Genomic DNA, 24,529 nt, shown 5'->3' on the forward strand with positions numbered 1-24,529 from the left:
GACCTGGTCGCCGCCGCCGAGCCGCTGCCGCCCGCGCACCCCGGCCCGGAGTCCGGCGACGTGGCGCTGCTCCAGTACACCGGCGGCACCACGGGCGTGCCCAAGGGCGCCGTGCTGACCCACCGCAACCTGCGCGCCAACGCCGCACAGGGCCGGGCCTGGGTACCCGGCCTGCGCGACGGCGCGGAGACCGTGTACGCGGTGCTGCCGCTGTTCCACGCCTACGGCCTGACGCTCTGCCTCACCTTCGCCGTCGGCATCGGGGCGACGCTCGTGCTGTTCCCCCGCTTCGACGCCGACCAGGTGCTCGACGCGGCCCGCCGCCGCCCGCCGACGTTCCTGCCCGCCGTGCCACCGGTCTACGCCCGGCTGGCCACCGCCGCCCGCGAGCGCGGCGTCGACCTCACCTCGATCCGGTACGCCATCTCCGGCGCGATGGCGCTGCCACCGGCCACCGTGGACCTGTGGGATCAGGTGACCGGCGGCCTGCTGGTCGAGGGCTACGGGATGACCGAGACGTCCCCGATCACGCTGGGCAACCCGGTCGCGCCGACCCGCCGCCCGGGCACGGTCGGGGTGCCGTTCCCCTCCACCGACGTCCGCATCGTCGACCCCGAGGAACCGGGCCGCGACCGGGCCCCCGGCGAGGCCGGGGAACTGCTGGTACGCGGGCCGCAGGTGTTCGCCGGCTACTGGAACCGGCCCGAGGAGACGGCGAAGGTGCTGCTGCCCGGCGGGTGGCTGCGCACCGGCGACATCGTCACCATGGACGCCGACGGCTTCGTCACCGTGGTCGACCGGATCAAGGAACTGATCATCACCGGTGGCTTCAACGTCTACCCGTCCGAGGTGGAGGAGGCGTTGCGCCGCATTCCCGGCGTCCGCGAGGCCGCCGCCGTGGGTCTGCCCACCGCCGACGGCGAGGAGGTCGTCGCGGCGGTGGTGCTCGACGCCGCCGTGGGCGGCACCCCGGAGGCGATCCGGACCGCGTGCCGCACCCACCTGGCCGGGTACAAGGTGCCCCGCCGGGTCGTGGTGGTCGAGGACCTGCCCCGCTCGCAGATCGGCAAGATCCTGCGTCGCGAGGTCCGCGACCAGCTCCTCGCCGACGGCTGACCCGGCGCCCTCCCAGTACCGTTGTCGCCAACCCGACCCCGCCGCTCGACCGGATGCTCGGCCTGCTCGCCCGGGCGACGCCGTTTGCGGTGGTGGCGAGCGGGGTAGCCGAGGGTCCATGGTGGATTCTCGTGCTCGTTCGGTCGGCCGCTACGTCATGCGGCTCGTCGGTGGGGTGGCGGTCATCCTGGGCATCCTCGGTGCCTTCTCCAGCCTCGCCGACGGCAATCTCGTCGGCATCGTGCTCAGCGCCGTGTTCCTCGCCGGCGGAGTGTTCCTGCTCAAGCGGTCGGGTGACGGCGGCCGCGCGGCCCGCCCGGCATCCGTGCCGCGCGGCGCGCGCTGACGGCGGCAGCACGCCGGCCGCGACGCGCGGAAAGTGTCGGTGTCGCCGCCTAGGCTGGTCCGATGGTCGACCGGCGTCAGGTGATGAGCTTCCGTGTCCGTGCCCAGCAGCTCGACCGGGCGCGGGGCGCGCTCGCCGACACCGCCGTGCTCGACCTCGGCGTGCAGGACACCGGCCCCGACGGCGGGCGGTGGGCGCTGGCCCTGCGCGGGGTCGAGGTGAGCGCGCTGTCGGCCGACGATCTGGTCCTGCTCTGGACCGTGCGCGGCGCTCCCCACCTCTACCGTCGCGCCGACGTCGGCGCGGTGGCGGCGGCGGTCGAGCCGTTCTCCGACGCCGACGCGGGCAAGCGCATCTACGACGCGTCCAAGCCGCTGAAGGCGGCCGGCATCGGCAACCTGGCCGCGCTCGACGAGGTCGCCGCGCGGATGCGGGAGGTCGTCACCGCACCCACCGTCAAGGGCGAGGTCTCCGGCCGGCTGGCCGGGCTGCTGCCCGAGCCCTACCTGCGATTCTGCCGCCCGTGCGACGCCACCCACCTCTACGAGATGCCGTTCCGGCTGGCCGCCGTCCGGGCCGGGCTGGAGCTGCGGCTGGACACGTCGCCGCCGGTCCTGGAACGCATCCCCGACCTCACGCCCCGCGACCCGGGCGAGCGGTTCGACCTCGTCCGCGCCTACCTGCGGCTGCTCGGCCCGGCCACGCCCAAGCACGTGGCCGACTACCTCGACGCCCCGGTCAAGGACGTGAAGGCACGCTGGCCGCAGGACGCGGTCGAGGTCTCGGTAGACGGTGAGAAGCGGTGGCTCCTGGCCGCCGACGAGGCGGCGCTGACCTCGGCCGACGTGAGCGCGACCCGCCTGCTCGGGCCGTTCGACCTGTTCCTGCAGGCGAAGGACCGGCCGACCCTGGTGCCCGACGCGGCGCGGGCCAAGGAGTTGTGGCCGGTGCTGGGCCGCCCCGGTGCCGTCCTGGTCGACGGCGAGCTGGTCGGCACCTGGCGTCCCCGCAAGTCCGGCCGGACGTTCCGGGTGTCCGTCGAGACCTGGCGCAAGCTTCCCGACAGCCGGCGGCGCGCCGTCGTCGAGCAGGCCGAGCGCCTCGCGGCGTACCGGTCGGTGTCGCTCGCGGGCGTGGACCTCGGCGGCTGACCGGCGGTCAGCGGCGTCCGGCCGCCTCCGCCTTCAGCAGGTCGAGCGCACCGTCGAGGGTGGCGGTGAACTCGTCCGGACAGATGGTGGCGGAGAAGACCCGACCCCGGTCCTCGCGCCCGGCAGGGTCGGATCGCCAGAACGCGAAGACGAGCACCAGAGCGTCGTCGAGGTAGGCGTAGCTCGACACGTTGTCGACCGTCTCACCCCACCGCAGGAACCAGTACCGCTCGCGGAACTCGGTCCGGTCTTCCGCCAGCAGGCGGAAGACCTCCTCGGCCGGGCGTCCCGGGAACGGGCACGGCGGGATCGCCCGTCGGCGTACCTGCTCCGCCGTGCCGCGCAGCAGGCGGCAGAACGCCGGCACGAACGCCACGTTGTCCTCGGTGGTCAGCAGCGTGTCCGCCGCCCACAGGTCGACGACGCGAAGGTCGGGCAGGTGCGCCGGGCCGATTTCCACCGCGAACGTGCTCCGCGTACCGAATCGTCGTGCCACGACGCGGGAGGCTACCAACCGCTCCGCGCACGCTACCGGCCTTACCGGTGGGCGAACACGAACCCGCCCTCGACATCCGGGGCGGGACGGTGGGTCATCTCGGCGTCGACGGTGAAGCCGGCGGCGTCCAGCCAGGCCGCGACCCGCTCCGGCGGGCGGCGGTGCACGTGGACGCGCATCGGGTGTCCGCCGTACCCCTGGGTCTTGAGCCGGCTGCCCTCGCCGGCGAAGAACCCGAGCAGGACGACCCCGCCGGGGCGCAGCACCCGGTGGAACCCGGCGAGCACCCCGGGTACGTCCTCGTCCGGCACGTGGATCAGCGAGAACCAGGCGAGCAGACCGGCCAGCGACGCGTCGGCGAGGTCGAGGCGCGTCATCGAGCCCACCTCGAAGCGCAGGCCCGGGTGGTCCCGTCGGGCCACCTCGATCATCGCGGGTGACAGGTCGACACCGAACGCGTCCAGGCCGAGACCGCTCAGGTGGGCGGTGATCCGGCCCGGTCCGCAGCCCACGTCGGCGACCGGCCCGCTCCCCTGTGCCCGCACCAGTTCGGCGAACAACCCGAGGACGCCGCGCTGGAACGGTTCCCCGGCGAGGGCGTCGCGCAGCAGGTCGGCGTAGCTGGCCGCCACCGTGTCGTAGGAGGTGCGGGTGTCGTCGAGCCATCCGGCAGCAGACATGTCCGGCACCATAGCCCGCGCTCGTGTGAGGATGATCGGCATGTCCGATCGCGCGCGGAGCTTCGGGGCGGCGGCGCAGGCCTACGAACGGTTCCGGCCCGGCTATCCGCCGGAACTCGTCGACCTGGTGCTGGCGTACGCGGACCGGCCGCTGCGGACCGCGCTGGAGATCGGGGCCGGGACGGGCAAGGCCACGCGCCTGTTCGCCGGGCCGGGCCGCACGGTCACCGCCAGCGACCCGGACGCCGCCATGCTGGCCGAGCTGCGCACGCACGTACCGGCGCAGGTGCGGACCGTACGGGCCGCGTTCGAGGAGCTGCCGACGGACGAGGCCTACGACCTGGTCTACGCGGCGGCGGCGCTGCACTGGACGCGCCCCGAGGGCCGGTGGGACCGGGTGGCCGCGCTCCTGACGCCCGGCGGCGTGTTCGCCTCGTTCGGTGGGCCGCTGCGGCTGCGCGACCCGGCGGTGCAGGAGTCGGTGCGGCGGGCCCGGGCGCCGTTCCTCGACAGCGACGAGATCCCCTCCCCGGACGGCACGCCCGAGACGCACGCGATGCGGTGGCCGGGCACCGAGCTGCGCCGGGACGCGCGGTTCGGCGACGTCCGGCAGTCCGAGATCGCGCGCCGCGTCACGATGACCGCGGGTGACTACCTCTGCCTGTTGTCGACCGTCTCGGCCTACCTGGAACTGCCGGCGCATCGACGGGAGCAGGTCCTCCGACGGATCCGGGAGGTGCTGCCCGGCAGGGTCGAGGTCACCACCGACGTCACCGTCCACCTCGCCCGCCGGCGGTCGGACGCCGCGTCCTGACCCGTTCCCGGCGGACGGTCACTGCATGGCGGTGGCGGGCGGGTGGTCGAAGGACGTCGGGCAGCGGAAGACGTAGAGGGAGTAGCCCCGCCCGATCGTCACCTCCGTGGGTCGGGCCGACGCTCCGGGCGGGTCCTCCACCGGCCGCCAACTGCCCTCCGTCCCGTACCACTCGGAGGAGTCGGCGGTGAACAGCAGCCTCATCGGGGTGCCGCACTCGGCGCAGTCCACCGGGTGGGGGTCGGTCAGCGACCAGTTCGCGAAGCCGCCGACCTTCCAACCCGGGGCCAGCGACAGGTCCGTCTGGTAGGTGTCCTCGTCCTCCCCCTCCCAGTCCCCGATCCGGGCGTCCAGGTCCTCGGGCAGCAGCCCGCCGTACTGGTACTCGCGGATTCGCTCCGGATGCAGCACGCAGGGCGTGGGCAGGTAGGAGGCGCTGACCACGGGCGGTTCGGGGGCGGTCGCCAGGGGCTCGGTCACGTCGTCGGCGCGCCGCCAGTACAGCCGTACCCTCGGGTTGTGGCCCAGCTCTGGGTGGTCCAGCGGGCACCACAGGACCTGCATCACGTCCGTGTCGTCGGGCCCGACGAAGTCGGGGACGTCCCGACGGTGCAGTTGGGCCACCGGGACCATCGGTATCGGCTGGTCCACCAGGTGGTGGGGCTCGGAGAAGCCCAGGGGCGACAGCTGCGCCCGCTGCTCGTCGGTCACCTCGTCGGCGGCGAGGATCGCCCGGTCACGGTGCACCGACGCCGGGGTCCGGAGTTGGAAGACGTAGTGCGCGTCGCCGTCGTCGCACACCGGCCACGCCTCGTGCGCCGGCCAGAGCAGCGGCCCGCCCACCGAACTGTCGGCGACCGTCGGGCGGCCCGGACGGGGGTGCAGCCGGGTGGCCGTGGCCGAGTGGGCGGCCAGTTCGGGGAAGAGCGCCGCGACGTCGACAGGTCGCGGCGGCGTGGTGCGGGTCACGGTCGACGATCATAGAGAGCGGGTGCGACGGACAATCCTGTTGCGGGCGCTCGCCGCGACGGACAGGCTGCCCGGCATGCCGATGCACGACGGACAGCTCGCCGTCACCGCCGCCACCGTTCGCGACCTGGTCGACGCGCAGTTCCCCGCCTGGCGCGACCTGCCCGTCCGCCCGGTGGCCTCGGACGGCACGGTCAACGCCGTCTTCCGTCTGGGCGAGCGCCTCACCGCGCGGTTCCCGCTGCAACCGCAGGAGCCCGAGGTCGCGCGGCGCTGCCTGGAACGCGAGGCGGACGCGGCCCGGGAGCTGCTGGGGCAGACCCGCTTCCCGACCCCGGAGCCGGTAGCGCTCGGCGCACCCGGCGCCGGTTATCCGCTGCCCTGGGCGGTGCAGACCTGGCTGCCCGGTGCGGTGGCGACCGCGCAGGACCCGGGTGACTCGTACGCCTTCGCCGACGACCTGGCCGAGTTCGTCGACGGGGTGCGGGCGATCGACACCCGGGGGCGGACGTTCGACGGCCCGGGCCGCGGCGGCGCCCTGCCCGCGCACGACGAGTGGATGGAGACCTGCTTCCGGCACAGCGAGGCGTTGCTGGACGTGCCGCTGCTGCGGCGGTGCTGGGCGGCGATGCGGGAGCTGCCCCGGGGCGGCACGCCGGACCGGATGACCCACGGCGACCTGATCCCGGGCAACGTCCTGGTCGCCGACGGGCGGCTGGCCGGGGTGCTCGACGTGGGCGGGCTGGGGCCGGCCGATCCGGCGCTCGACCTGGTCGGTGCCTGGCACCTGCTGGAGGCCGGCCCGCGCCGCGCGCTGCGGCGGCGGCTCGGCTGCGACGACCTGGAGTGGGAACGGGGCCGAGCCTGGGCGTTCCAGCAGGCCATGGGGCTGGTCTGGTACTACCGGGAGTCCAACCGGGTGATGAGCCGCACGGGCCGGCGCACGCTGGACCGGATCACCGCCGACCCGCCGCCGCGCTGAACCGGGGCCAGGCGGGCCGCCACGCCGGCGCGGGCGCCGGCGGCAGGGCCGTGACGTGGTCGAGGATCGCCCGCAACCCCGGATGCGGGTTGGTCCGGGGCAGCAGGAGCGAGATCGGGTATGCCGGGGTCGGGTCCACGATCGGGATGCGCCGCAGGTCGTGGCGCGCCGGCCAGACGTAGCGGTCGCGTGCGCCGACCAGGGTGGCCACGTCGGCGGAGCCGGCGATGGCGTCGAGGAGGACCTCGTCGCCGAAGTTCGGGCCGGTGGCGTCGATGCGCAGGTCGAACGCGGTGACCAGCTGGTCGTAGAACTCCGACCACTCGCTGCGGGGCACGATGCCGGGCACCCGGATGAGATGTCCGCGCAGCTGGGGCGGGGTGACCGCGCGGGCGGACGCGAGCGGGTGCCGGGGGCCGACGAGCAGCTGCAACTCCGAGTCGAACGCGTGGACCATCCGGACGTCGGGCGGCAGGTCGGCCGGGTCGGTGACGGTGCGGAACGCGGCGTCGACGTCGCCCGCCTGGACGGCGGCGGCCACCTGGCGCGGGTCGTCGACGCGGAGGGTCACCACGTCGAGGGCGGTGCCGGGGTGCGCCCGCCAGTAGTCGTGCAGGACCACGGCCTGCGCGCTGCGCAGCCCGAGCACGTCGACGCGCGGGGCCCGCGACGCCGGCCGGACCGCGGCCACCGCGCGGTCCGCGCTCACCACCAGACCCCGGGCGTACGGGAGGAACGCCCGGCCGTCGAGGGTCAGGTCGACCCCCCGCGCGGTACGGGTGAACAGGCGGACCTTCAGTTCGCGCTCCAGAGCGGCGACGCGCTTGGAGACCGCCTGCGGGGTCACGCCCAGCTCGTCGGCGGCGTGTCGCAGCTGCCCGAGCTCGGCCGCCCGGACGAACGATCGCACTGCCTCGGTGTCCACCGGCCCACCCTAGGCGCGTCCTCGTCGGAATAGGCTTCGGCGGTGGATCAGGTACGCCGCGCCGTCGTCTTCGCCGATCATGCCCAGTTCTACGTCCAGGACGTCGACGGGCAGATCGCTGCGGAGGAGGACGACGACTACGACTGGCCGGAGGCGTGGTCGGACGAGGCGGTCGAGGTGTGGCGCATCGGCGTGGACGGCCCCTGTTCGATCGCGGTCGGCACGGCCCGTAGCGACCACGTCGAGACGGCCCTACAGGTGCACCACGCCTGCCCGCCGTTGTGGGCTGATGCCGAGCACGTGGTGGAGGCGGATCTCGCCGTGCCGAGCGGCGTCGTGCACGTCTTCGGATGCATGGAGCGTCCCGGGCCGCAGCATCGTGTCGAGGTCCCGGTCGGGCGGTACCGGATCCGGGTCTCGCACCTGCCGTCGGGCCCGCCCGCCGCGCCGATCCGGGCGCACCCGATCGAGCCGGGTCCGCACGTCAACTACCACCTGGACCTGTGGCCGTGCGCGGAAGCCGCAGGCGTCGCAGTCGTCCGGCGCGGCAGACCTGAGTGATCCGAGGTCGGTCACCGGTCTTGCCCGACCGTCGTCCGCACGGCAAGGTCTCGAAAATGGTTCCTGAAGTCGGTGCGTTGTCCCCGGCGGAGCAGCGGCTGTGGGACGCCTTTCCCCGCGGCGCGACAGTGGCGTCGGGCGGCGATTCCAGGGAGGTCGTGCGCGCCGCGGTGATCCGGTCGCTGCTCCTCGGGGCCCGCTCCGCGGATCCGGGCCATCGAGCGGCGCTGCACCTGCACGGCGTCGACGTCGTCGGCGTGCTCGACCTCTACCAGGCCGAGGTCGAGCACGCGATCGAGTTCGTGGACTGCACCTTCGACGCGGTGCCGGAACTGTCGTTCGCGCAGTTGCGCGGTGTTTCCTTCGAGGGCAGCACCCTGCCCGGTCTCGACGCCTTCGGAGCGACCGTCCAGGGCACCCTCAGCCTGGTGAAGTGCACGGTCACCGGGGCGCTCGTGGTCTACGGCGTGCACGTCAGCGGCGATCTGGACCTCGACTGGGCCCGGTTGACCGCCGACGGCCGCGCGGAGGAACTCTTCGGCGTTCGGACGGCGGCGGTGTTCGGTGACGCGGTCCAGGTGGGGCGGCACCTCTACCTGCAGGGGACGGTCGCTGCCGGAAACCTCGAACTGGGCGGTATGCGCGTGGGCGGCACGGTGCACGCCCGACAAGGGTTGCGGGTGGAGGGCGAGCTGCGGCTGCGTGGCGCCCAGGTCGTCGGCGAGGTCGACCTCACCGACGCCGTGCTGCTGAACGCCGGCGGAGTGGCTCTCGACGCCTGGGGGCTGCGGGCCGGGCAGCTGACCCTGTCGGCGGAGCGCACGGACGGCACGGTGGACCTGCGGCACAGCCGGGTCGAGGTGGTTCGCGACGATCCGGACCGCTGGCCGTCCGAGCTGCGGCTCGACGGCGCCAGGTACACCGCGCTGGAGCCGGTCGGGACGGCCCGGGAGAGGCTGCACTGGCTGGACCGCGACCCGAGCGGCTACCGACCGCAGCCGTACGAGCAGCTGGCCACGGTCTACCGGCAGATCGGGCACGAGTTCGAAGCCCGCACGGTGTTGCTGGTCAAGCAACGCCGGCGCCGGCGCCGTCTCTCCCCGCCGGGTGCGGCCTGGGGTCTGCTGCAGGACGCGCTGGTCGGATACGGGTACCGGCCGGGGCGGGCGGTGCTGTGGCTGCTCGTGCTGACCGCCCTCGGCACCACCGTGTTCAGCCTGCACCCACCCTGGACCGCGTCCGGCGCCACGGCCTTCCAACCGGCGGTCTACACCCTGGATCTGCTCATCCCCATCGTCGACTTCGGTCAGGAACGGGCGTTCGGGATCGGCGGCCCGGCACAGTGGCTGGCGTACGCCCTGACAGCCATGGGCTGGATCTTGTTCACCGCCGTCGCGGCGGCCCTGACGCGGACGTTCAACCGCCCCTGAGACGCCCGCCCGGCGCGTCGCCACCGATGGTTGTGGCTCGCCGATCGCCGGTTGTTTGATCCGCCACCCGGGCGGCCGGTGTGATGCGCCGGTGAGACTCGGATCGGGCTTCGGCTGGCTGTGGACGTCGTACGCGGTCAGCACGTACGGCACGTGGCTCGCGTTCGGGGCGTTTCCGCTGCTCGCGGTGCAGGTGCTGCACTCGTCGGCGTTCGCGGTGTCGCTGCTGGAGGCGGCCGGCACGGCCGTCGCGGCGGTCGCGGCGGTCCCGCTCGGGCCGTGGGTGGCGCACCGGCCCAAGCGGCAGGTGATGGTCGCCACCGACCTGGCCCGCTTCCTGGCCATGGCGAGCGTCCCGGTCGCGTACCTGCTCGGGGTTTTGTCCTACGGCCAACTGCTGGCCGTCGCGGTCGTCTGCGGCGCGGCGGGCATCGCGTTCGGCGCGGCGTCCGGGGCGTACCTGAAGCATCTCGTTCCGGGCGGGCGCCTGCTCGTGGCGAACGCGCGGTTCGAGGGTACGAGCTGGGTGTCGACGGCGGTCGGCCCGCCGCTGGGCGGCGCGCTCGTCGGGCTGCTCGGTCCGGTCGTGACCGTCACTGCCGACGCGTCGAGCTACCTGTTGTCCGCGCTCGCGGTCCGCCGGATCCGGGGCGACGACGTGGCCGCGCCCCGCGCCCCGGGCGCCCGGCCGACCGGAGCGGACCTGGCGCGGGGCTGGCGGTTCATCGGCCAGGAGCCCGTGCTGCGGCGGCTGTTCCTCAACTCGGTGCTGGTCGGTGGCCTGATCATGGCCACCGCGCCGCTGCTGGCCGTCCTGCTGTTGGGCGACTACCACCTCCCGCCGTGGCAGTACGGGTTGGCCTTCGGCGTCCCGGCGCTCGGCGGTCTGGTGGGTGCCCGTCTGTCCGCGCGCCTGGTCCGGCGGCACGGCCGGTACCGGGTGCTGGCCGTGTCCGGCTGGCTGCGCGCGGTCTTCCCACTCGGTCTCGCGTTCGTCGGTCCCGGCGTTCCCGGGCTGCTCACCGTCATCGTCGTCGAGGCCCTGCTGATCACCTGCATGGGCGTGTTCAACCCGGTCCACGCCACCGAACGGCTGCGCCGCACTCCCCCGGACCACACCGCCCAGGTGCTCACCGCGTGGAGCGTCGGCAGCCGGCTCACGCAGGCCGTCCTGACGCTGCTCTGGGGCGTCCTGGCGACGGTGGTCGGGCCGCTCGCCGCGATCACCGCCTCCGGGGTCCTCCTGCTCGCCACGCCGCTCCTGCTGCCCCGGCCGGAAGCGTGGCGCCGGCCCGGGTCCGGCGTGGCGTCCGAGGGTCGGCGAGCTGTCGGTGCGCCGCGCTGACCCCTGCCTAGGCCGGGCGGCCGAAGGTGACGGCGTCCCGCACGAGCGGGGGCACCCGCTCCGCGAGCTGCCGGTCCGGCCGGGCGCCGAGGGCGTCGTTGACCGTGGAGAACGCCAGCCGGAAGGCGATCAGGGTGGTGGCCTCGAAGACCTCCCGGTCGCTGAGCCCGGCGTCGCGCAGGCCCCGCACGTCGTCCTCGGTGGTGGCGTTGGGGTCCCGGACGACCTGACGAGCCCATCCGGCCAGGGCGGCCTCGCGGCCGGACAGCTCGCCGTCGGCGCCCCCCAGCACGTCCGCGGCGGTCGCCTCGTCGCTGAGGTCGGCCAGCCGGGCACCCCACGCCAGGGCGCAGTAGGCGTCGCCCCGGGCGGCCGCGGTGGCGGCCACCAGCACGGCCACCTCCCGCGCCGAGAGGCTCGAGTCGCCCAGCAGCTCGGCGCGGACCGCCTGGAACGACGCGGACACGTCCGGACGCCAGCACCAGACGCGGGTGAGGTTGTTCACGTAGCCGTCGGAGGCGACGTCCTCGTCGTAGGCGGCGGTGACGGCCGGACCCGGGGGCGGGTCGGGAAGGAAGGTCGGGCGACTCATGGAGGCAGTGTGCCGGAGTTTCCCGGCCACCCGGAGACCGATGGGCGACAGTTCGCGCGACCGGCTCGGGACCCTCGCGCTGATCCGCGTCTATGATCCACCCACGGTCCGACCGGGACGGGGGAACGAAATGATCAAGTCGGTCTTCTTCGATGTCGGCGGGACGATCCTCGACGAGTCCCGCGAGTTCGCCGACTGGGCGGACTGGCTGGGCGTGCCCCGGCACACGTTCTCGGCGGTGTTCGGCGCGGTGATCGCCCGGGGCCTGGGCTACCAGGAGGTGTTCCGGGTGTTCCGGCCCGATTTCGACCTCACGGCCGAACTCGACCGTCGGGTGGCCGCCGGGGTGCCGGAGTCGTTCGGCGAGGAGGATCTCTATCCCGACGCCCGCGCGTGCCTGACCGCCCTGGCGGAGCAGGGCCTGCACCTGGGGCTGGCCGGCAACCAGCCGGCCCACGCCGAGGCCGGTCTGCGCGCCCTCGACCTGCCGGTGGACGTCATCGGCACGTCGCACGGGTGGGGCGTGGACAAGCCGGCACCGGAGTTCTTCACCCGGGTCGTCGAAGCCGGCGGCGGCGACGCGTCGTCCATCCTGTACGTCGGCGACCGGCCCGACAACGACGCCCGTCCGGCCATGGCGGCCGGCATGCCGGCGTGCCTGATCCGGCGCGGCCCGTGGGGACACATCCTCGACATGCCCGACGTGGCGCAGCGGTGCCTGTTCCGCATCGGTTCGCTCGCCGAACTCCCGGCCCTGGTGGCCGCGCACAACGCGGCGGGTGAGCCGATTCGTTGATTGCACCATTCGCCCGCTTTCTGCGCCGATAATGCCCGTATGGGGAGGATCATCAGGTCCCAGCTGATCAGCTGGGGTGGGCCCGGCACCCGAGCGACCCGCCTGGAGCTCTTCTACGACCTGGTGTTCGTCTTCGCGTTCTTCAACGTCTCCATCCTCACCAGCAAGAACCTCACCGTGCAGTCGCTGCTGGAGGCGCTGCTCGTGCTGGTCCTGCTGTGGTGGTGCTGGACCGGCTTCGCCACGATCGGCAACGCGGTCCGGTCCGACGAGGGCGTCATGCCAGTCATCGGGCTCGGCATGATGGTGCCGGTGTTCCTCCTGGCGGTCAGCGTGGGTGTGGCGTTCCGCGACGAGCCGGGCGGCCTCTACGGCCCGTGGCTGTTCGCCGTGGCGTACCTCATGACCTGGGGGTTGAAGGCGACCGCACTCTGGACCATCGTGCGGGCGCAGGGCACGCCACGCCTGCCCGCGCTGTTGCTCGTCGGGCCGGCGCTGGTCAGTACGGTGGTCATCCTGTTGGCGGCGGTGGTGCCACAGCGGGTCGTGGCAGCCGGCGCGGTGCAGAACGTGCGGATCGGGTTCTGGATCGTCGCCCTGGTGCTGGAGTACCTGGGCGGACTGTTGCTCGCTCGGACGGGCTGGCGGCTGCGCTCGGTGGGGCACGCGGCCGAGCGGCACGCGCTGATCGTGCTCGTCGCCCTCGGAGAGTCCGTGATCGCGCTGGGGATCGGCGCGTCGGCGCAGTACGGCCGCCCGGTGGGCCTGTCGACGGTTCTCGCGTCGGCGCTGGGCATCATCGTGATCGCCGCGCTCTGGTGGCTGTACTTCGACTGGATCGCCGCGGCGGTGGAACAACGCCTGCACGGCGTACGCGGGCCGGGCCGGATCCCGCTCGCGCGGGACGTCTACACCTACCTGCACCTGCCGCTGGCCGTCGGGGTCATCCTCTTCGCCGTCAGCCTCGAGCGGCTGTTGGGCATCCTGCTGCACGCCGAGCACCCCAGCGGTGCAGAACGACCCGGTCAGTTGCATCCACTCCTGCTCTACGGCGGGGTGATCCTCTTCGTGCTCGCCCTGGCGACGATCGAGCTACGCGCGCTGCGCCGACTCGACCGGACGCTGCTGGGAGCAGCCCTGGTCCTCGCCGCACTGGTGCCGGTGGCCTACCGGGTGCCGGAACTGGCCGCGCTGGCGCTGCTCGCCGGCGTCACGCTCGGCGTCGTGGCCGTTCAGCTCCGGTTGACCGGGCCGCTACGGCGGGAGGTCCGTCAGGTGGCACTGGACGAGCAGAAGCTGGTGGAGACCGAGCTGAACCCGTGGCGGGCCCGCCGGCTGTGAACACGCGCCACCCGGTTCAGCTCGCCGCGGCGGTGCGGTTTCCGAGCGGATCGTCGAGAAGCGGCGCGAAGCCCAGCTCGGCGGCGCCGATCAGAGTGGTGTCGTCACCGAACGCCGACACCCGCAACTCGACCTTGTCCCGCGACACGGGCAGCACGTTGGCCCGGATCCGGCGGCGGACGTGCGGGGCCGAGCCCTGGAACACCTCGCGGAGCGTGCCGCCGAAGATCACCACGCCGGGGTTGAACAGGTTGACCACGTTCGCCACCCCGATGCCCAACCAGTCCCCGACGTGTCGCAGCGCCGCCCGGGCGGCCGGGTCGCCCCGGGCCGCGTCGGTGACCACGGCCCGCACCGCGACCCGCCCGATGCTGCCGGCCGGTCGGCCGGCCGCGTCGAGCAGCGCCCGCTCACCGACCTCGGCCTCCAGGCAACCGCGGGAACCGCAACCGCAGGGCCGACCCCGGTAGGGGTTCACCAGCATGTGGCCGACCTCGGAGCCGTATCCGCCGTCCCCGCCGAGCAGCTCCCCGCCCACGATGATCCCGCCGCCCACCCCGACGTCGCCGTGCAGGTAGACCAGGTTGCGCACCCCGACGCCGGCGCCCCGCTGGTGCTCGGCGACCGCGCCGAGGTGGGCCTCGTTGCCGACCAGCACCGGCAGGCCCAGGTCCAACCGCCGGGCCAGTTCGACCCCGAACGCCTGGTCCACCCAGCCGAGGTCCGGCCCGTACCGCACCAGTCCGTCGCCCGGCCGGATCATCCCGCAGTAGGACGCCCCGACCCCCACGCACACCGATCCGGGTGGGGCGCCGTGGTGCAACGCCCGTCCGAGGTCGGCGAGCACGGACACCACGAAGTCGAGGTCGGCACCGGCCCTCGGCCTGGTCGCCTCCAGGCGGGCGGCCACCACCCCGCCCAGACCGACGCGGGCGGCCACGAGCCGGTCCACCGCGATGTCGAAGGCGAGGACGTGCACGGCGTCCGACGCCGGCCGGACCAGCAGGGACGGTCGGCCCGTCCGCCCGGCGGTCGGGGCCGGCTCCTCGCGGACGAGTCCCGCCGCCACGAGTTCGCCGGTCAGGGCCAGCACCGTGCTGCGGTTGACGCCCAGCCACTCGGCCAGCCGGACCCGGGAGACCGGGCCGCCCAGGTGGACACGCCGGAGCAACGCGGCGAGGTTGCGCCGGTGGCTGTCCCCCGCCGGGGGTCGGTCCACAGCCGGACCGTTCAGCATCGACCACTCCGTCGGATGGCAACTGGCACGACAAGGATAGACGGCCGACGACGCCGCGCGGTCCGGCGGCGGGCGTGCGGACGACCGGTCAGGCCGACGCGTCGCGCTCGCGCCGGGCCCGGTCCAGCCGGCGTCGGGCGTGGACGTCGGTCCCGGCGCGCTCGGCCAGCTCGCCGAGCCGGCCGGCCCGGACCAGCAGGTCCAGGTGCCACAGGTGGGCGTCGTGCCGGTCGGGGTCGCGGCTGTAGCACTCGGCGAACGCCTCGACCAGGGCGATCGCCGAGGCCCAGTCGCCGCGTTCCTGCGCCGCCTCCGCCGCCGCCCGGTCGAAGATCGTCGCCATCCCGCCAGTATCGCCCGCGTGGGGGTTTGCCGACCGGCCCGCCCGGACACCTGTGGCGCATGTTCGACGACTTCACCGACGAGCGGATCGACGTCGGGGAGGTGGAGCTGCGGGTGCGCCACGCGGGTCAGGGCCCGCCCGTCCTCCTCGTCCACGGCCATCCCCGTACCGGGGCGACCTGGCACCGGGTCGCCCCGCGGCTGGTGGCGCGGGGGTTCACCGTGGTCTGCCCGGACATGCGGGGCTACGGGCGGTCCGGGAAGGCGGACCTGCGCCCGGACCACTCCCAGCAGTCCAAGCGGACGGTCGCGGCGGACCTGCGGCGGCTGATGGACCTCCTCGGCCATCCGAGGTTCGCGGCGGTCGGGCACGATCGCGGCGCCTACGTGGCGCTGCGCCTGGCGCTGGACCACCCGGAGGCGGTCGACCGCCTGGTGGTCCTCGACGGCGTGCCGATCAGCGAGGCGCTGGCGCGGTGCGACGCGACGTTCGCGCGCGAGTGGTTCCACTGGTTCTTCTTCGCCCAGCCGGACGTCCCGGAGCGGGTCATCACCGCCGACCCGGACGCCTGGTACGCGGCCAAGGCCCGGCCCGAGAGCATGGGCGCGGAGAACCACCGGGAGTTCCTGGAGGCCGTCCGCGACCCGGCGACGGTCCGGGCGATGCTGGAGGACTACCGCGCCGGGCTGGGGGTGGACCGGGAGCACGAGGAGGCCGACCGGCGGGCCGGGCGCACCGTCCGCTGCCCGACGCTGTTCCTGTGGTCGACCCGCGACGACATGGAACGTCTCTACGGCGATCCACTGGCGCTCTGGCGGCCCTGGGCCGACGACCTGCGCGGCCACCCGATCGAGTCCGGACACCACGTCGCCGAGGAGAACCCGGACGACCTGACCGAGGCGGTGCACCGCTTTCTCGCCTGATTCCGTCGGAGGTGGCGGTTACCCTGCCGTCATGGCGGGCGCGGAGCTTGACGAGTTGGTGGTGCCGGACGCGGAGGCGCTGCGCGCGTGGTTGGCGGACCACCACACCACGTCCCCCGGTGTCTGGCTGGCCCTGACCCGCAAGGGCGGCACCGTCACGACCCTGACCTGGCAACAGGCGGTCGACGAGGCGCTGTGCTTCGGCTGGATCGACGGTCAGGCCCGCAAGCGGGACGACGAGACGTCCTGGATCCGCTTCACCCCGCGCCGGGCCCGCAGCGCCTGGTCGCAGCGCAACGTCGCGCACGTGGCCCGCCTGGAGGCCGAGGGCCGGATGACGCCCGCGGGCCGGGCCGCGGTGGAGGCCGCGAAGGCGGACGGTCGGTGGGACGCCGCCTACGCCCCGCCGTCGGAGACCGAGGTGCCGGCCGACCTGCTGGCCGCGATCGCCGAGGTCCCCGCCGCCCAGGCCATGTTCGACGTGCTCACCAAGACCAACCGGTTCTCGATCGTGCACCGCCTCAACGCGGTCAAGCGGGCGGAGACCCGCGCGCGCAAGATCGCCGAGTTCGTGGCCATGCTGGCGCGCCACGAGACGCCTCATCCGCAGAAGGCCAGGCCTCCGGTCACGCCCTGACCGCCGCCACGGCCGCGTGCGGGCGGTGCACGCCGTCGCCGGGCCGGTGCAGGCGCGCCACCTCGGCGAAGCCGGCCCGGGCGAGCCGGTCGGCGAACGCGTCCACCGGCCAGCGGTAGGCGGTGACGACCTTGTGGTCGAACGCGGCCACCTCGTCGCCGACGAAGATGCCGAACACCAGCGTCGCGCCCGGGGCCGTGACCCGGCGGAACTCGGCGAGCACGTCGTCGAGGTCGTCCGGTGGCAGGTGGATGACCGAGCCCCAGGACAGGATGCCGGCGAGGCGGTGGTCGGCGAACGGCAGATCCGCCATCGAGCCGCGCAGGTAGCTGCCGTCCGGGTAGGCGGCCCGGGCGTGGGCGATGAACTCGCCGACGACGTCGAGGCCGGTGGCGTCGGCCCCGGCCGAGCGGAGGTGGTCGGTGAGGTGACCGGGCCCGCAACCCGCGTCGAGCACCGGACCGGGCCGCCCGGCCAGGTGCGCACGGATGAAGGCGAGGTCGTCGGCGTGCACCTGCCCGCTGGTGCCGAACAGTTCGATGTAGAGGTCCGCGACGGACGCGTACGCCCGGCGGACCTGATCCGTGGTCGTCACCAGGCGACGATAGAGGGTCGGCGCCGAAGCTGACCGGCAGCCCGAAGATCAGGACGACGACGCCGAGCATCTGCACGAGCGTCGCGCCGCGGAACAGGGCGTCGTCGTTGTCGTACGCGGATCCTATGAGGCGACCGGTGGGGGCGCGGCCGGAACGTGCTCCCACATCTCGCGGGTCATCTCGTACTCGACCTCACCCTGGTCCGCGCCGGGCACCGGCTCGTCGAAGGTCGGGAAGTAGGTGCGCACGTACCGCATGCCGACCGCCTCCATCACCCCACGGGAGCCGGCGTTCACGGTCATCGTCTGGGCGATCACGCGGCGCTGCCCGACGGTGTCGAAGGCGTGCCGCAGCAGGACCCGGGACGCCTCGCTGGCCAGGCCCCGGCGCCAGTAGCGGCGCGCGAGCCGGTAGCCCAGCTCCGCGACGGTGGGGTCGTCGGGCTGGTCGGGGCCGTTGGCCGGCGGCAGCATCATGAGCCCGACGAACTCGCCCTCGTCCTCCGCCGCCGGGGCCGTCGAGCCGCGCGCGCCGCCGTCGGACCCGAAGGCCATCCAGAAGCCCAGGCCGTCGACCCTGGTGGCCAGTCCCCGTCGTCGCGCGTGGGAGGTGACCACCTCGTCCCTGGTGCGGGGCCGGGAGTAGAGGTAGCGGAGCACCTCGGCGTCGGAGTCGAGCTGGACCTCCAGCTCCAGGTGCCGGTCGGCGAGGGGAACCAGCAGCAGGCGGTCGGTACGCAAGATCGGCTGAGGCATGCGGCCACCCTCGCACGAGCGCCCGGACACCGCGATCGGATTCTTCCGCGAACGGGTCGGCGACGCGTGGCGTCGGTGGGCCATGCTGAGATGACGCGGACAACGGACGGTTGGGAGTGGACCATGACGGCGTCCTGGCTCTGGGTCGTCCTGTGCGGCGTACCGCTGCTCGTCGTTGCCGTGTCGGCGGTCGTCGTGGTCCGACGCCGCCGCGCGGCCCGCGCCTCGACGGACGACCCGGTGCTGCGGGACGCCCGGCGGGCCATGGCCGAGATGCAGCGCCGACGCCGGCGCTCCGGCAAGGGCACCATCCGAGGTCAGGGCGGTGGCGGAGACACGACGACGATGCACCAGACCGCCTACGGCTCGGACACCTCCGCCGGCGCCTGAACCTCACACGACCTTGTGGATGCGTACCCTCGGCCGCTCGTCGCGCAGGTGGCCGAGCTTGTGCTGGCGGACCTGCTCGTCCCACACCGCCTGGTCGTAGTCCGGCCCCGGCGCGACCCACCGGTGCGACCCGTCGCTGTAGTGGAACTTCTCGTCCCCGGCCCGCAGCACGCTCACCGCAGCCAGCCCAGGAACCGCCTGTGCAACGCTCCGGCGGGCGCCCAGCTCAGATCGACCGTCGCCCGGCGCGCCGGTCGTCCCGGTGGCCTGGTCGGCACCGACGCCGTCAGGGCTGCCGTGGCCGAGCTGTCCGGCCAGGAGTACGTGCCGCGGTACGCCCGGCCGTGACGTCCCGCACCGCCGGTCCGGTTACGGCGTCCAGTCGCGCCGCAGCAGGCCGTAGACCACCATGTCGGCGAAGCCGTCGCCGTCGTACTCGCGCTCCCGCTGGGTGCCCTCGTGGACGAACCCGCACTTCTCCGCGGTCCGCCGCATGGCGGTGTTGCTGGCCAGCGTCTCCAGCTCCAGGCGGCGCAGGTTGCGGTTGCGGAAGCCGTACCGGCAGAGCAGCCGGATCACGTCGGTCCCGTAACCCTGGCCGCGCGCCTCCGGCAGCAGCGTGATGCCGAGGTGGGCGTACCTGTTGAAGACGTTCATACCCCACAGCGTGCTGCTGCCGAGGAACGTGCCGTCCGCCACGGTCTCGACGAGCAGCGACACCGGACTGTCTTCATCGGCCGGCTCGCTGGCCCGCTTCTCCAGCCGGGCCCGGACCTGACCGACGTGGTGCGGCACGAACGGGTCGCCGTCGGTGATCAGGTGCAGCTCGGGATCGCTGTGCAGACGGAACAGGTCCGGCGCGTCGTCGGGCGTGGGCGGGCGAAGTCGGACCCGGTCGGTGGCGAACATGCCGCGACGCTAACAGCCGGGGTACGGCGCCACGACCGGGTTTGTCGCCGGTCGCGTCGTCCACCGGTGCCGCACGCCGGTCTGGAATGCTTCGCCCATGCCGTCGTTTCCGCCCACCTTCGCCGCCGAGGTCGTCGCGCAGCCCGCCCGGGCCCAGTTCGAGGCGTTCCTCGACGAACACCGCGACGCACTCGACCGCTGCCTGGACGGGCTGACCGAGGAACAGGCGCGCCGGTCGTTGGTGGCCTCCCGGACCACGCTGCTGGGTCTGGTGAAGCACGTGACCTTCGTGGAGAAGGTCTGGTTCGACGAGGCCGTCACGGGTCGGTCGCGGGCCGAGATCGGCATCCCCGAACGGTCGGAGGACTCGTTCCTGCTCGACGACCGCGACACGATCGCCGGCGTCCGGCAGGCACACCGCGCGGCCTGCACGGCGTCCCGCCGGGCCACCGCGTCGCTGGGCCTCGACGACGTCCTCACCGGGCACCGGCGGGGACCGCTCCCGCTGCGCTGGGTCTACCTGCACGTGCTGCGGGAGCTGGCCCAGCACTGTGGGCACGCCGACATTCTCCGGGAGCAGATCGACGCCGGCTGACGCGCGAGGGCACCTGCGACAGCCGCGCGGCGGGTACCTTGCGCAGTGGGCCGGACGAGGAGGAGAGCGATGACCGGTGGTGGCCTCTCGCCGAAGCGGCTGGTGCGGCTGCGCGACCTGCTCGACCGGCACGTCGACACGGGCTTCGTTCCGGGAGTCGTGACCGTGGTCGCCCGCCACGGCCACGTGCACGTCGAGGCGGTGGGCCGGCTCGCGTTCGAGGGCCCGGGGTCGGGCACGCCGATGGCGGTCGACACGATATGCCGCCTGGGTTCGATGACGAAGCCGATCGTCTCCGCGTGCGTGATGACGCTGGTCGAGGACGGCACCTTGCGCCTCGACGACCCGGTCGACGAACTCCTGCCCGAGCTGGCGGGCATGACCGTGCTGGTCGACCCGCACGGGCCGCTGGACGCCACCGTCGCGGCGCGGCGCCCGATCACGCTGCGGGACCTGCTGGTCGGCACCCTCGGCACCGGCATGGTCCCCGCCGAGCCGGGCACCGTCCCGATCGCCGACGCCCTGGACGCGCTCGACTACTCGTCACCCGACGGGTGGATCCGTCAGCTCGGCGCGCTTCCGCTGGTCCACCAGCCCGGCGAGCGCTGGATGTACGACGTCGCCGCCAATGTCACAGGCGTGCTCGTCGCCCGGGCCACCGGCATGTCCTTCGGCGACGCCGTACGCGAGCGCGTCTGCGACCCGCTCGGCATGAAGGACACCGCGTTCAGCGTGGGTGCCGGGAACACCGAACGGCTGGCCACGGCGTACGAGAGGGACGACGCCCCCACCGGCGGGCCGGTCGTGGAGGACGGCCCCGACGGGCGCTTCAGCCGGCCCCGGGCGTTCGAGTCCGGCGGCGGCGGGCTGGTCTCCACCGCCGACGACGTCCTCGCCTTCGCCTCGGCACTGCTCGCCGGGGGCGCCCAGCACGGCGGGCGGGTGCTGTCCCGGCCGGCGGTCACGCTGATGACGAGCGACCACCTGACCTCGGCCCAGAAGGCGACGTCCGGCTTCTGGCCCGGATACTTCGACGACATCGGCTGGGGTTTCGGGATGTCGGTCCGCACCCGCCGCACGCAGCTCGGGCCCTCGGTCGGCAGCTACGGGTGGCCCGGTTTCTACGGCACCGCCTGGTACAACGACCCCGCCGAGGACATGACGACGATCGTCATGATGCAGCGTGCGCACGCCGGCGACCAGACGCTGCCGATGTGGCACGACCTCTGGACCGCCGTCTACCAGTCGATCGACGACTGACCCGTGACCGGGCAACCGCACGCGCCGGGCCAGGGCGGGCGACGCCGAGGCGGTCTTCCGGTCAGGCGGCGCGCGGTGGCAGCCGTCGTGGGCGGGGTGATCGGACTGGCCGCTCTCGGCGCGGCGTTCGTGGTGCTGCCGGGATTGGTCGTCGGGCACGACCTGGCCGGGGCGAGCGTCCCGGTCCAGGACCGGCTGACCGCGGTGGGTGAGGTCCGCAAGACGATGCTCCAGGCGCTCGCCGGCGTCGTGCTGTTCTTCGGCGCCTACGCCACCTGGCGGCAGCTCCGGGTCAGTCAGGACAGCCTGCGCGCCACCCAGGAGAGCAACCTGACCGACCGCTTCAGTCGAGCGGTCGACCAGCTCGGCAGCGACAAGCTGGACGTACGCATCGGTGGGCTGCACGCGCTGTGGCGGATCGCGGAACACTCCGCCCGCGACCGGGAGGCGGTCATCTCGATCCAGGCCGCCTTCCTGCGCACCCACCTGCCGTGGCCGCCGCCCGGTGCGGGAGCGCCCGCGGCGGACGCCGACATCAACGACGTCGCGCCGCTGGAGACGCGCGTCGCCGACGCCCAGGTCGCGCTGACCGGGCTGGGCGTGCTGTGCCAGCACCACCGGGAACAGCGCTGGGTCAACCTCAGCGACACGGATCTCCGCCGGGCGGACGGCGACGGGCTCTGGCTGCCGGAAGTCAACCTCGACCGGGCCTGCATGGAGGCGGCGGGCCTCTTCCACGCCAACCTCACCCAGTCGTCCCTGGTGTCGACGAACCTGCGACACGCCGACCTCAAGACCGCCGTCCTACGCCGCGCCCGGTGCGTCGGAGCCGACCTGCGCGGGGCCCGGCTGGTGGAGACCGACCTGCGCGACGCCGATCTTCGCGAGGCGGACCTCCGCGAGGCGAACCTGCGCAAGACCAGGGCCGACGGCGCGGTCTTCCACCGCGCCGACCTGCGTCTGGCCGACCTGCGCGGGGCCGACCTCGGCACCGCCACCCTCACCGAGGCGCGGTTGGACGGCGCGCTCGCCAGCGACCTCACCCGATGGCCGGCCGACTTCGATGCCCTCGGCGCCGGCGTCGTCGTCACCGACGACCCCGGTCCCGAGCCGCCGCCCCTGCTCCAACCGCCCGGGATCACGACGAAGGCCCCGAAGCTCCGATCGATCCCGTGACCGGGCTGGGAAACTCACACCGCCCGGCCGAGCAGCCGCCATCCGCGGCGCAGCCAGGGATCCGTCCCCCGGCGCAGCAGGTCCGCGCAGTGCTGCGCCGTGGTCCTGGCCAGCTCGGCGTCGTCCGCGCCCATCCAGCCGTTGCGGCAGGCGTCGTCGTACTCGTCCCGGTCCTCGATCTCGACCCGCCCGTCGGCCTCGTGCCACACCGGGTCGAGTTCGAGGTCGACGTACCGCCAGCCACTCTCGGTGATCTCCGGTGGCCGGCACACGTCGATCTCCAGTCGCCGGTCGGCGGGATCGCCGACCCACCACGCCGCCCACGGCCGATCCGGTGCCAGCAACACCACCACCGGTACGGAGAGGGTGCCGCGGTCGTGCGGGGCACCCCAGGCCGAACCGACGGGACCGCGCAGCCACGTGCCGTCGCGGTCCTGCCCGGCGCACCGCAGGTCGAACCAGAAGACACCACCGGGGCGCTTGATCTTGGATAGACGTACGGTCTCGGCGGCCGTCCTGTCGCTCACCCGAGCAGCCTAGGCAGTCGCACTCCGACGCGGCGCCCACCGACCCCGGACCCGGCGAATTCGATCGACAGGACGATCGAGCGGGCTCTACGGTCGCGCGGTGCGCCCCGGAGAGATCGTCGTCGCTGTCGAGCAGGTTCACGCTCTGATCGACGAGCAGTTCCCGCAATGGTCGAATCTGCCGATCGTCGCCCAGCCGTTGACCGGCACCGACAACGCGCTGTTCCGGCTCGGCGACTCGCTGACGGCGCGGCTGCCACGGGCGCCGTGGGCGGTCGACCAGGTGGCGACCGACGCGACCTGGCTACCCCGGCTCGCGCCGCACCTGCCGGTGCCAGTGCCGGTGCCGGTCGCGGTCGGCCAGCCGGGCGGGGACTATCCGTGGCCGTGGACCGTCGTCCCGTGGCTGGACGGGCACAACCCGGAAGCCGGGCCGGACCTCGTCGACCTCGCCGTCGACCTCGCGAGCTTCGTCCGCGCGATGATCGCGATCGACCCGATGGACGGGCCGGTCAAGGAGGGGATCCAGCGCGGCGTCCCCCTGGCGCAGCGGGACGAGTTGACCCGCCGGTCGATCGCGGCGCTGGGCGACCGGATCGACCGGCGGGCGGTGACCGCCGCGTGGGACGAGGCGATGGCGGCGGACGAGTGGCCCGGACCACCCGTGTGGCTGCACGGTGACCTGCTCGGCGGCAACCTGCTGGTCGAGCGGGGCAGGCTCACCGGCGTCATCGACTTCGGTGCTCTCGGCCGCGGCGACCCGGCGGTCGAGGTGCGGCCGGGCTGGAGCCTGTTCGATGCCCGCGCCCGGGCCGCCTACCGGGAGGCGCTCGGTTTCGACGAGGCGACCTGGGTACGCGGGTGGGCCTGGATGCTGTCGGGCTCGCTCTACTGGCTGGCCGACCTGTGGGACCTGATCAGCGAGGACGACCGCGCGGACGCTCTCCGCTCCATCGACCACATCGTGCGTCACCGCAACGACTGAGCTGCGCGAACGCCCACCGGCCCGCTCGTCCCCGCGACCGCGGTGCCCCGGTGACAGGGGCGGTGCCCCTGGTCAGTGGTGGAGCGGGCGGTAGCGGAGGTGGACGACGCCGTTGTCGAAGCGACGCTCGTCGAGGAGCGCGTAGTCGGTGCGTACCCCGGTGGGCAGTCCCGGCTTACCGCCTCCGACGGTGGTGGGCCAGACGAGCAACCGGCACTCGTCGACCAGCCCCGCCCGGATGGCCTGTGCGGCGAGGTCGGCGCCTCCGATGGTGATGTCACTGCCAGCCGTGTCCTTCAACTGCTGGACGGCGGCGGGGTCGAACCGGCGCTCGATGCGGGTGGCGGCCGTCGACACCTCGGCGAGAGTCGTCGAGTAGACGACCTTGTCCGCCGCCTTCCAGGTACGGGCGAACTCGGCCGTGAGATCGGACTGGGCGCCCAGCGAGGCGTCGGTCTCCCAGACGGCCATCATCTCGTACAGGCGCCGCCCGTAGAGGAACGTCCCCGCCGACCGCAGGATGTCGGTGGTGAACGCGAACACCTCGTCGTCGCGCGGGAACCAGGAGAAGGCTCCCCCCTCGTCCTCGATGTAGCCGTCGAGCGACACGTTCGTCACGTAGATCAGCTTTGCCATGCCTCTACCTTCCGGT

General features: G+C 73.6%; 30 protein-coding genes. 17 read left to right on the forward strand and 13 right to left on the reverse strand.

The annotated features are described in order from the left end of the window. From HUW36_RS02860 to HUW36_RS02870, 3 genes are all read left to right on the forward strand, one after another. On the forward strand, positions 1-1,116 hold a 1,116-nt coding region (locus tag HUW36_RS02860; RefSeq protein ID WP_174526644.1), incomplete at its 5' end, for an AMP-binding protein. Positions 1,117-1,234: 118 nt separating this feature from the next. After that, positions 1,235-1,462 (forward strand): hypothetical protein, encoded by a 228-nt coding sequence (locus tag HUW36_RS02865; protein ID WP_174526645.1) that lies wholly within the window; start codon positions 1,235-1,237, stop codon positions 1,460-1,462. A gap of 62 nt (positions 1,463-1,524) precedes the next feature. Continuing rightward, entirely contained in the window at positions 1,525-2,613 is a 1,089-nt protein-coding gene (locus tag HUW36_RS02870; protein ID WP_174526646.1) for a winged helix DNA-binding domain-containing protein, read from the forward strand. Positions 2,614-2,620: 7 nt separating this feature from the next. Here HUW36_RS02870 and HUW36_RS02875 read toward each other — a convergent pair whose 3' ends face one another. Both HUW36_RS02875 and HUW36_RS02880 read right to left on the reverse strand, forming a co-directional pair. Next, positions 2,621-3,109: a hypothetical protein gene (locus HUW36_RS02875; RefSeq protein ID WP_174526647.1), complete on the reverse strand. Its 489-nt coding sequence runs from the start codon at positions 3,107-3,109 to the stop codon at positions 2,621-2,623. 41 nt (positions 3,110-3,150) lie between these two features. Then, a complete protein-coding gene (locus tag HUW36_RS02880; RefSeq protein ID WP_174526648.1) occupies positions 3,151-3,789 on the reverse strand; it encodes a class I SAM-dependent DNA methyltransferase in 639 nt (212 codons plus the stop codon). A gap of 40 nt (positions 3,790-3,829) precedes the next feature. Here HUW36_RS02880 and HUW36_RS02885 point away from each other — a divergent pair, with 40 nt between their 5' ends. Then, positions 3,830-4,603: a class I SAM-dependent methyltransferase gene (locus HUW36_RS02885; protein ID WP_174526649.1), complete on the forward strand. Its 774-nt coding sequence runs from the start codon at positions 3,830-3,832 to the stop codon at positions 4,601-4,603. A gap of 18 nt (positions 4,604-4,621) precedes the next feature. Here the strand turns inward: HUW36_RS02885 and HUW36_RS02890 are convergent, their stop codons facing one another. Further along, the gene (locus HUW36_RS02890; protein ID WP_174526650.1) at positions 4,622-5,572 is read right to left on the reverse strand and encodes a hypothetical protein; all 951 of its coding nucleotides are present in this window, start codon (positions 5,570-5,572) and stop codon (positions 4,622-4,624) included. 22 nt (positions 5,573-5,594) lie between these two features. On the opposite strand from HUW36_RS02890, the gene HUW36_RS02895 reads away from it, so the two are divergent. Beyond that, positions 5,595-6,554 carry an aminoglycoside phosphotransferase family protein gene (locus HUW36_RS02895; RefSeq protein WP_246247818.1) on the forward strand — a complete coding sequence of 320 codons (960 nt, stop codon included), beginning with the start codon at positions 5,595-5,597 and terminating at the stop codon, positions 6,552-6,554. Here the strand turns inward: HUW36_RS02895 and HUW36_RS02900 are convergent. Then, positions 6,529-7,479 (reverse strand): LysR family transcriptional regulator, encoded by a 951-nt coding sequence (locus HUW36_RS02900; RefSeq protein ID WP_174526651.1) that lies wholly within the window; start codon positions 7,477-7,479, stop codon positions 6,529-6,531. The genes HUW36_RS02895 and HUW36_RS02900 overlap by 26 nt on opposite strands. 42 nt (positions 7,480-7,521) lie before the next feature. On the opposite strand from HUW36_RS02900, the gene HUW36_RS02905 reads away from it, so the two are divergent. The 3 genes from HUW36_RS02905 to HUW36_RS02915 all read left to right on the forward strand — a co-directional run bounded on the left by HUW36_RS02905 (position 7,522) and on the right by HUW36_RS02915 (position 10,815). Then, the gene (locus HUW36_RS02905) at positions 7,522-8,040 is read left to right on the forward strand and encodes a hypothetical protein (RefSeq protein WP_174526652.1); all 519 of its coding nucleotides are present in this window, start codon (positions 7,522-7,524) and stop codon (positions 8,038-8,040) included. 158 nt (positions 8,041-8,198) lie between these two features. Further along, positions 8,199-9,470 (forward strand): hypothetical protein, encoded by a 1,272-nt coding sequence (locus HUW36_RS02910; protein WP_174526653.1) that lies wholly within the window; start codon positions 8,199-8,201, stop codon positions 9,468-9,470. Positions 9,471-9,561: 91 nt separating this feature from the next. Then, positions 9,562-10,815, forward strand: a complete 1,254-nt coding sequence (locus HUW36_RS02915) for an MFS transporter (protein WP_246247820.1) — start codon at positions 9,562-9,564, stop codon at positions 10,813-10,815. Between the two features lie 7 nt (positions 10,816-10,822). On the opposite strand, the gene HUW36_RS02920 is transcribed toward HUW36_RS02915, so the two are convergent. Next, entirely contained in the window at positions 10,823-11,407 is a 585-nt protein-coding gene (locus tag HUW36_RS02920; RefSeq protein ID WP_174526654.1) for a carboxymuconolactone decarboxylase family protein, read from the reverse strand. A 130-nt stretch (positions 11,408-11,537) separates the two neighbouring features. Here HUW36_RS02920 and HUW36_RS02925 point away from each other — a divergent pair, with 130 nt between their 5' ends. Then, entirely contained in the window at positions 11,538-12,203 is a 666-nt protein-coding gene (locus HUW36_RS02925; protein ID WP_174526655.1) for an HAD family hydrolase, read from the forward strand. Positions 12,204-12,242: 39 nt separating this feature from the next. Further along, entirely contained in the window at positions 12,243-13,544 is a 1,302-nt protein-coding gene (locus tag HUW36_RS02930; RefSeq protein WP_174526656.1) for a low temperature requirement protein A, read from the forward strand. 16 nt (positions 13,545-13,560) lie between these two features. Here the strand turns inward: HUW36_RS02930 and HUW36_RS02935 are convergent, their stop codons facing one another. Both HUW36_RS02935 and HUW36_RS02940 read right to left on the reverse strand, forming a co-directional pair. Further along, positions 13,561-14,781 (reverse strand): ROK family transcriptional regulator, encoded by a 1,221-nt coding sequence (locus tag HUW36_RS02935; protein ID WP_174526657.1) that lies wholly within the window; start codon positions 14,779-14,781, stop codon positions 13,561-13,563. A gap of 88 nt (positions 14,782-14,869) precedes the next feature. Continuing rightward, complete coding sequence (locus HUW36_RS02940; RefSeq protein ID WP_174526658.1) at positions 14,870-15,124, reverse strand: hypothetical protein; 255 nt, start codon at positions 15,122-15,124, stop codon at positions 14,870-14,872. Between the two features lie 59 nt (positions 15,125-15,183). On the opposite strand from HUW36_RS02940, the gene HUW36_RS02945 reads away from it, so the two are divergent. After that, positions 15,184-16,047, forward strand: coding sequence for an alpha/beta fold hydrolase (locus HUW36_RS02945; RefSeq protein ID WP_174526659.1), 864 nt, complete (start codon positions 15,184-15,186; stop codon positions 16,045-16,047). A gap of 31 nt (positions 16,048-16,078) precedes the next feature. Next, the gene (locus HUW36_RS02950; RefSeq protein WP_174526660.1) at positions 16,079-16,684 is read left to right on the forward strand and encodes a YdeI/OmpD-associated family protein; all 606 of its coding nucleotides are present in this window, start codon (positions 16,079-16,081) and stop codon (positions 16,682-16,684) included. Here HUW36_RS02950 and HUW36_RS02955 read toward each other — a convergent pair. Both HUW36_RS02955 and HUW36_RS02960 read right to left on the reverse strand, forming a co-directional pair. Then, positions 16,674-17,279: a class I SAM-dependent DNA methyltransferase gene (locus HUW36_RS02955; RefSeq protein ID WP_174526661.1), complete on the reverse strand. Its 606-nt coding sequence runs from the start codon at positions 17,277-17,279 to the stop codon at positions 16,674-16,676. The genes HUW36_RS02950 and HUW36_RS02955 overlap by 11 nt on opposite strands. A 123-nt stretch (positions 17,280-17,402) precedes the next feature. Then, entirely contained in the window at positions 17,403-18,035 is a 633-nt protein-coding gene (locus HUW36_RS02960; protein WP_174526662.1) for a GNAT family N-acetyltransferase, read from the reverse strand. Positions 18,036-18,158: 123 nt separating this feature from the next. Here HUW36_RS02960 and HUW36_RS02965 point away from each other — a divergent pair, with 123 nt between their 5' ends. After that, positions 18,159-18,425, forward strand: coding sequence for a hypothetical protein (locus HUW36_RS02965; protein WP_174526663.1), 267 nt, complete (start codon positions 18,159-18,161; stop codon positions 18,423-18,425). 3 nt (positions 18,426-18,428) lie between these two features. On the opposite strand, the gene HUW36_RS02970 is transcribed toward HUW36_RS02965, so the two are convergent. Then, positions 18,429-18,602 carry a hypothetical protein gene (locus HUW36_RS02970; RefSeq protein WP_174526664.1) on the reverse strand — a complete coding sequence of 58 codons (174 nt, stop codon included), beginning with the start codon at positions 18,600-18,602 and terminating at the stop codon, positions 18,429-18,431. A 192-nt stretch (positions 18,603-18,794) separates the two neighbouring features. Beyond that, a complete protein-coding gene (locus HUW36_RS02975) occupies positions 18,795-19,334 on the reverse strand; it encodes a GNAT family N-acetyltransferase (protein WP_174526665.1) in 540 nt (179 codons plus the stop codon). 97 nt (positions 19,335-19,431) lie between these two features. Here HUW36_RS02975 and HUW36_RS02980 point away from each other — a divergent pair, with 97 nt between their 5' ends. The 3 genes from HUW36_RS02980 to HUW36_RS34290 all read left to right on the forward strand — a co-directional run bounded on the left by HUW36_RS02980 (position 19,432) and on the right by HUW36_RS34290 (position 22,365). Next, entirely contained in the window at positions 19,432-19,929 is a 498-nt protein-coding gene (locus HUW36_RS02980) for a DinB family protein (protein WP_174526666.1), read from the forward strand. A 69-nt stretch (positions 19,930-19,998) separates the two neighbouring features. Next, a complete protein-coding gene (locus tag HUW36_RS02985) occupies positions 19,999-21,189 on the forward strand; it encodes a serine hydrolase domain-containing protein (RefSeq protein ID WP_174526667.1) in 1,191 nt (396 codons plus the stop codon). A 75-nt stretch (positions 21,190-21,264) separates the two neighbouring features. Further along, positions 21,265-22,365: a pentapeptide repeat-containing protein gene (locus HUW36_RS34290; RefSeq protein WP_246247821.1), complete on the forward strand. Its 1,101-nt coding sequence runs from the start codon at positions 21,265-21,267 to the stop codon at positions 22,363-22,365. A 14-nt stretch (positions 22,366-22,379) separates the two neighbouring features. Here the strand turns inward: HUW36_RS34290 and HUW36_RS02995 are convergent, their stop codons facing one another. After that, complete coding sequence (locus tag HUW36_RS02995; protein WP_174526668.1) at positions 22,380-22,892, reverse strand: ribonuclease FAU-1 family protein; 513 nt, start codon at positions 22,890-22,892, stop codon at positions 22,380-22,382. Between the two features lie 100 nt (positions 22,893-22,992). Here HUW36_RS02995 and HUW36_RS03000 point away from each other — a divergent pair, with 100 nt between their 5' ends. Next, a complete protein-coding gene (locus tag HUW36_RS03000; protein WP_174526669.1) occupies positions 22,993-23,877 on the forward strand; it encodes an aminoglycoside phosphotransferase family protein in 885 nt (294 codons plus the stop codon). Between the two features lie 72 nt (positions 23,878-23,949). On the opposite strand, the gene HUW36_RS03005 is transcribed toward HUW36_RS03000, so the two are convergent. Then, positions 23,950-24,513, reverse strand: a complete 564-nt coding sequence (locus tag HUW36_RS03005) for a dihydrofolate reductase family protein (protein ID WP_174526670.1) — start codon at positions 24,511-24,513, stop codon at positions 23,950-23,952. Positions 24,514-24,529 lie beyond the last annotated feature (16 nt).

Source organism: Micromonospora maritima (assembly GCF_902825405.1).
Taxonomy (GTDB): Bacteria; Actinomycetota; Actinomycetes; order Mycobacteriales; family Micromonosporaceae; genus Micromonospora; species Micromonospora maritima.